Consider the following 5,987-nt stretch of genomic DNA (forward strand, 5'->3'; position numbering starts at 1 on the left):
CCAGGAACTGCAGGCCACAGACGGCGTGGTGGCGGACGAGCAGGCGGCCATGGATATTCTGCAGGCGGTGGGCCGCCGCGGCTGGGACAACGACGACAAAAACAGCTGCACCGTACATAGCGCCGTGTACAACCTGACCCAGAAAACCGTGCTGTGGGTCACCAACGAAAACTACGACGATCCCAACGCGGTGTTCACCTTCTCTCTGGCCCGGTAAAACTTCGGTAAATACGCCCGGTTTCCGTTGTGTCGAGCCGGAGCGGATGGTATACTGTGGATAGAAACTGCTGCCGGCCGGCGGGCCTTTGATACGGGCCCCGCCGGCCCCTGCACAGAAAGGATGCGATGGCATGAAGCAAACCTATGAAGCGCTTTTTACCCCCTGGAAGATCGGCAAGGTGGAGATCAAGAACCGGATCGTCCTCTGCCCCATGGGCGGCACCTCGCTGTTCGGCTGGATGGAGCCCAACCATTTTGACAAGGAAGCGGCCAACTTCTTCCTGGAGCGGGCCCGCAACAACGTGGGCCTGATCATCCCCGGCATTGCCCCCATCCGGGACACCATCGGCGGCCGGTGGCTCTACCAGAACAAAAAGATGTTCCGGGAACTGAAACCCTACATGGAAGAGATCCACCAGACCGGCGCCAAGCTGTTTGTGCAGATCACCGCGGGTATGGGCCGGTCCTGGGGCATTTCCGACCAGGTGCTGCCCCTGCACAAGAACCCCGTGCTGCGCACCCTGGCCAAGCCCATTCTGGACACCAACTATCAGCTGGCCAGCCCCAGCCCGCTGCCTTCCCGCTGGGCGCCGGAGATCACCTGCCCCCAGATGACGGTTCCCCAGATCGAGGAGATCATCGAAGCCTTTGCCAAAACGGCGGTTTTGTGCAAGGAAGCCGGGGTGGACGGCGTGGAGGTCCATGCGGTGCACGAAGGCTATCTGCTGGACCAGTTTGCCATGAAATACACCAACCACCGCACCGACGCCTACGGCGGCAATTTTGAGAACCGCTACCGCTTTGCGGTGGAGATCGTCAAGGCCATCAAGGCGGCCTGCGGGGCGGATTACCCGGTATCGGTGCGGTACAGCGCCGTGTCCAAGGTGAAGGATTTCTGCTACGGCGCCCTGCCCGGCGAGACCGACTACACCGAGATCGGCCGGGATATGCAGGAAAGCGAAAAAGCCGCCCGCTATCTGCAGGAGGCCGGCTACGACATGCTCAATGCCGACAACGGCACCTACGATTCCTGGTACTGGGCGCACCCGCCCATGTACATGCCCCAGAACTGCAACCTGGAGGATGTGGCCCACATCAAGAGCTGTGTGGATATCCCGGTGGTCTGTGCGGGCCGTATGGAACCCGACGTGGCCGCCCAGGCCATCGCCGAAGGGCGTATCGACGCCATGGGCGTGGCCCGGCAGTTTTTGGCCGACGGCGAATGGGTCACCAAGCTGCTGGAAGACCGGATGGAGGATATCCGCCCCTGCATCTGCTGCCATAACGGCTGCTTCAACCTGTCCCACCACAAGGGCCACGCCAACACCCAGACCCTGCCCGATACCCGTGGCATGGCCCGCTGTGCCCTGGACCCCCGCACCATGCAGACCAAAAAGTACCGCATCATCCCGGCGGATCGCAAAAAGAACATTGCGGTCATCGGCGGCGGCATCGGCGGTATGGAATCCGCACTGGTCTGCGCCCAGCGGGGCCATACCGTGACCCTGTACGAAAAGACCGGCGCCCTGGGCGGCGTGTTTGTGGCGGCGGCTGCCCCTTCCTTTAAGGAAAAGGACCGGGAACTGCTGGCCTGGTACGCCCGGGAACTGACCAAGTACCCCAACCTGACCGTCAAGCTGAACACCGAAGTCACCGATCTGGACGCCTTGCAGGCCGATGAGATCATTGTGGCCAGCGGTGCTAAGGCCGTGAACCTGCCGGTGCCCGGTGCCGAAAAGGGCATCCAGGCGGTGGATTACCTGCTGGGCCGCGCTCCCGTAGGGGAGAAGGTGGTCATCGTGGGCGGCGGCCTTACCGGCTGCGAGATCGCCTATGATCTCTATCTCCAGGGCAAGCAGCCCACCATCGTGGAAATGAAGGACGATCTCATTGCGGTCACCGGCGTCTGCCTTGCCAACGCCAGCTATCTGCGGGACTTCTTCAAGACCAACCGGGTGCCCGTCTGCCTGGAAACTTCCCTGAAAGAGATCCGCGACGGCAGCGTGGTGGTGGCCGATAAGAACGGCGCCACCCGGGAAATTCCTGCCGATTCGGTCATTCTGTCGGTGGGCTACCGCCCGGCACCTCTGGCGCCCAAGAGCCGCCGTGTGCATATCGTGGGCGACGCCCACAAGGTGGGCAACCTGCGCACTGTTATCTGGCGGGCGTGGGATGTCTGCATGAAACTGTAAGGAGGCAACCCCATGGAACTGACAAAAGAACAGCAGGCCATGCTGGACGGCGAAAAAGGCGAAACCATGGCCAAGGTCATGAAGACCCTGATCATGTACGGCCAGATCTTCGGCGCCGAAAAACTGGTGCCGGTGACCTCCCGCTACAATCACCTGGTCACCTCCTTCGGCCTCAAGGCCCTGGGCCCGGTGTATGATCTGATGAATCAGCTTATCGAGGCAGGCGCCGTGTCGGGGCAGAAATTCTCGGTGGACCCCCGTCCCCTGGACCCCAACGTACCTGCCAATTTCCTGCAGAATCTGGTTTTCAAAAAGTTCATGTACAGCAAGCAGGATTTCTATGAGAATCAGCTGAAACAGCTGGGCCTGATGAATGAGGACGCTTTTAGCTGCGCCTGCTATCTGGACCAGCAGGGCAACCGCCCCGCCAAGGGGGATGTGCTCAGCTGGGCGGAATCCAGCGCCGTGGTGTATGCCAACTCGGTGCTGGGGGCCCGGTGCAACCGCAACTCCGGCATTATGGACCTGATGGGCTCGGTGGCCGGGTATGTGCCCTACTTCGGCCTGCTCACCGACGAGGGCCGCAAGGCCAGCTGGGTCATCCGGGTGGAAACCACCCAAAAACCCGAAGCCCAGCTGCTGGGCTCTGCCATCGGCATGAAGGTCATGGAAGATGTGCCCTACGTCATGGGCCTAGACAAATGGCTGGGCAATGACCTGGACGATGCGGCCTGCGCCTACCTGAAAGACTTCGGCGCGGCCACCGCCTCCAACGGCGCGGTGGGGCTCTATCATATCGACGGCCTGACCCCCGAAGCCAGGGAACAGGGCACCGACCTGATTCTGCCCGACGCCAAAGAGTATGTGATCGACGACGCCGAACTGCAGCGGGTCAAGGACAACTACCCCCTGGTGTGGAAGAACCCCGACGCCACCCCCAAACTTTGCTTTGTGGGCTGCCCCCACCTGAGCTTGCAGCAGCTGAAGGACTGGACCGAACGGCTGGAAACGGCCCTGAAAGAAGCCGGACGCAGCAAGGTGTGCATCCCCACGGTGTTCACCACCGCCCCCGGCGTCAAGAAAGCCTTTGAAAGCGGCGAGTACGGTCCCCGGCTGGCGGCCACCGGCGTGATCCTTTCCTGTATCTGCCCGCTGATGTACATGAACAACCCCCTGTGCGGGCCCATGCCGGTGATCACCTGCTCCAACAAACTGCGTACCTATACCACCGCCCGTTACTATACCGAGGCGGAAATTCTGGACCGGATCACGAAAGGAGGTCCCCGCAAATGAGAGAGTTTCAAGGACGTGTGGTGGCCCCGGGCTGTGTGACGGCCCCGGCCCTGGTCTCCCACGGGGGACTGAACACCCTGGCTTCCTTCCAGAAAGCCCTGCAGTTCGGGGACAAAAAGGCTACCTGCGGCGACCAGAACAACCCCGACCTTTACGGCAAGCCCATGGCGGGCAAGGCCCTCTGCCTGCCCCAGACCATCGGTTCCACCACCGGCGGCCTGGTGCTCTACTGCGCCTGTTCCATGAATCGCCAGCCCGCCTGCCTGCTGTTCTCCAACCCCATCGACTCCCTGGCTGCTGCCGGTTCGGTGCTGGCCGCCGTCTGGCTGGACGACATCAGCATGCCGGTCATCGACTGCCTGGGCGAGGACTTCCTTGCCTATGTGAAGGACGGCATGACCATCACCGTCAAAGACAACGGCGTGGTCCAGGTGGATTGACCCTTGCGCCGGGCGGTACCTTTGTGGTACGCTAAAGAAAATACCCTGTGCCGGTCCTGCCGGCAAATTTCCGGGAAGGAGCGTCCCCCATGCATCTTTTGATCAGTTCCCAGGAGTACGATTATCACACCCTCGTCAAGGTGGCCGAAATGGCGGGCCTGGCAGGGATTGTAGGCTTTCATCAGGCAGGGGAGGATTATCTCGTTACCTTCCCCGACGGCGAAAACACCGAGGAACTGATCCGGGACTACAAAGCCAGGCTGAAAGGTCTGGAACATAACATCTGGCTGTAAAAAGCAAAAACCGCCCGCAGAAAAACTTCTGCGGGCGGTTTTTTGTGCTGTTTCCGGGAAGCGCGGCCTTCCAGGATAGCCCGGCTATAAATGCTTTCCGGAAGCATCCCCTTGCAAACGGAAAATGTTTTTTGTAAGATGGAGTCAGAAAATGCATTGCAAAGAAAGGATGGGAAACATGACAGAGGAAAAGATGCTGGAAGCCCGTCGGGCTTTCCTGGTGGATACGCTGCAAAAGCTGCTGGGGCAGGACAGCCCCACCGGCTACACTGAAAAAGTGGTCACGGTGGCGGAGGGTATTGCCCGGGAACTGGGCTTTGCCACCCGGCGCACCAACAAGGGCAATCTGGTGATCACGGTGCCCGGCCGGGAGAGCGGCCGCAAGGTAGGACTCTGTGCTCATGTGGATACCCTGGGCCTGATGGTACGCTCCATCACCGCCGACGGCATGCTGATGGTCACCACGGTAGGCGGCCCGCTGCTGCCCACCCTGGACGGTGAATATTGCCGCATCTACACCCGGGAAGGCAAGATGTACACCGGTACGGTGCTCAGCCTGTCCCCGTCGGTCCATGTGCAGGATGACGCGGCCACCCGCCCCCGGGACGAGAAAAACATGGCTGTGCGCATCGACGAGAAGGTGCACAGCAAGGAGGACGTGCAGGCCCTGGGCATTGCTGCCGGGGACTATGTCTGCTACGACACCAAGACCACCGTCACCGAAAGCGGCTTTGTGAAGTCCCGCTTCCTGGACGATAAGGCCAGCGCCGCCTGCTTGCTGACGCTGCTGTGGCAAATGCACGAAACCGGCACCCGCCCCCGGTTCGAAAGCTATTTCACTCTGACTGTCCATGAGGAAGTGGGGCATGGCGGCGCCACCCTGCCCACGGTGGACGAACTGCTGGCGGTGGATATGGGCTGCATCGGCGAGGACTTGAGCTGCACCGAGTACCAGGTCTCCATCTGCGCCAAGGATGGCGGCGGACCCTACGACTACGGCATGGTCAGCCGGCTGGTGCAGCTGGCCAAAGAGCAGAGCGTGGACTACGCGGTGGATATCTACCCCCACTACGGTTCGGATGTGGGCGCCGCCTGGCGCTCCGGCATGGATTGCCGGGCAGCGCTCATCGGCCCGGGCGTGCATGCCTCCCACGGCATGGAACGCACCCATCTGGATGGTCTGCGTGCCACCATGGATCTGGCGGCCCTTTATCTGGAACTGGCCTGATACCGCAAACATGCCTGCACGGCAGTCAGGAGAAAAAGAATGACCCAACAACAGCTTGTGGCGCCTTGCGGGATGAACTGTGCCTTGTGCCAGGCGTATCAGGGCAAGGGCCTTGCCTGCCATGGCTGCGGTCATGGCGGTGAGAGAAAAGCCTGCCAGAACTGTTCCATTCAAAAGTGCGAAAACAAAAAGACATTCTGTTTTGAATGTACACAATATCCCTGCAAACGGCTGAAGGCGCTGGATAAACGATACCGCACAAAATATCACATGAGCATGCTGGAAAACCTTGCCTTGATTCAAGCAAACGGTCTGGATGAAT

Annotated in this window: 6 protein-coding genes and 1 pseudogene; all 7 read left to right on the forward strand. The window is 60.7% G+C overall.

Annotated features, from left to right (window positions below; all coding sequences use genetic code 11):
* Nucleotides 1-217, forward strand: a pseudogene (locus H6B10_RS11855) (carcinine hydrolase/isopenicillin-N N-acyltransferase family protein); the annotation flags it as partial.
* 133 nt (nt 218-350) lie between these two features.
* Nucleotides 351-2,411, forward strand: coding sequence for an FAD-dependent oxidoreductase (locus H6B10_RS11860; protein ID WP_204651799.1), 2,061 nt, complete (start codon nt 351-353; stop codon nt 2,409-2,411).
* A 12-nt stretch (nt 2,412-2,423) separates the two neighbouring features.
* Nucleotides 2,424-3,704 (forward strand): aconitase X, encoded by a 1,281-nt coding sequence (locus H6B10_RS11865; protein ID WP_204651800.1) that lies wholly within the window; start codon nt 2,424-2,426, stop codon nt 3,702-3,704.
* The gene (locus tag H6B10_RS11870) at nt 3,701-4,144 is read left to right on the forward strand and encodes an aconitase X swivel domain-containing protein (protein ID WP_204651801.1); all 444 of its coding nucleotides are present in this window, start codon (nt 3,701-3,703) and stop codon (nt 4,142-4,144) included. Before H6B10_RS11865 ends, H6B10_RS11870 begins: the two co-directional genes overlap by 4 nt.
* Before the next feature lie 89 nt (nt 4,145-4,233).
* The gene (locus tag H6B10_RS11875) at nt 4,234-4,437 is read left to right on the forward strand and encodes a hypothetical protein (RefSeq protein WP_204651802.1); all 204 of its coding nucleotides are present in this window, start codon (nt 4,234-4,236) and stop codon (nt 4,435-4,437) included.
* 193 nt (nt 4,438-4,630) lie between these two features.
* The gene (locus tag H6B10_RS11880) at nt 4,631-5,665 is read left to right on the forward strand and encodes a M42 family metallopeptidase (protein ID WP_204651804.1); all 1,035 of its coding nucleotides are present in this window, start codon (nt 4,631-4,633) and stop codon (nt 5,663-5,665) included.
* Nucleotides 5,666-5,704: 39 nt separating this feature from the next.
* A partial coding sequence (locus H6B10_RS11885; RefSeq protein ID WP_204651803.1) for a DUF3795 domain-containing protein occupies nt 5,705-5,987 on the forward strand: 283 nt, incomplete at its 3' end.

Source organism: Gemmiger formicilis, from assembly GCF_016901605.1.
Taxonomy (GTDB): Bacteria; Bacillota; Clostridia; order Oscillospirales; family Ruminococcaceae; genus Gemmiger; species Gemmiger formicilis_B.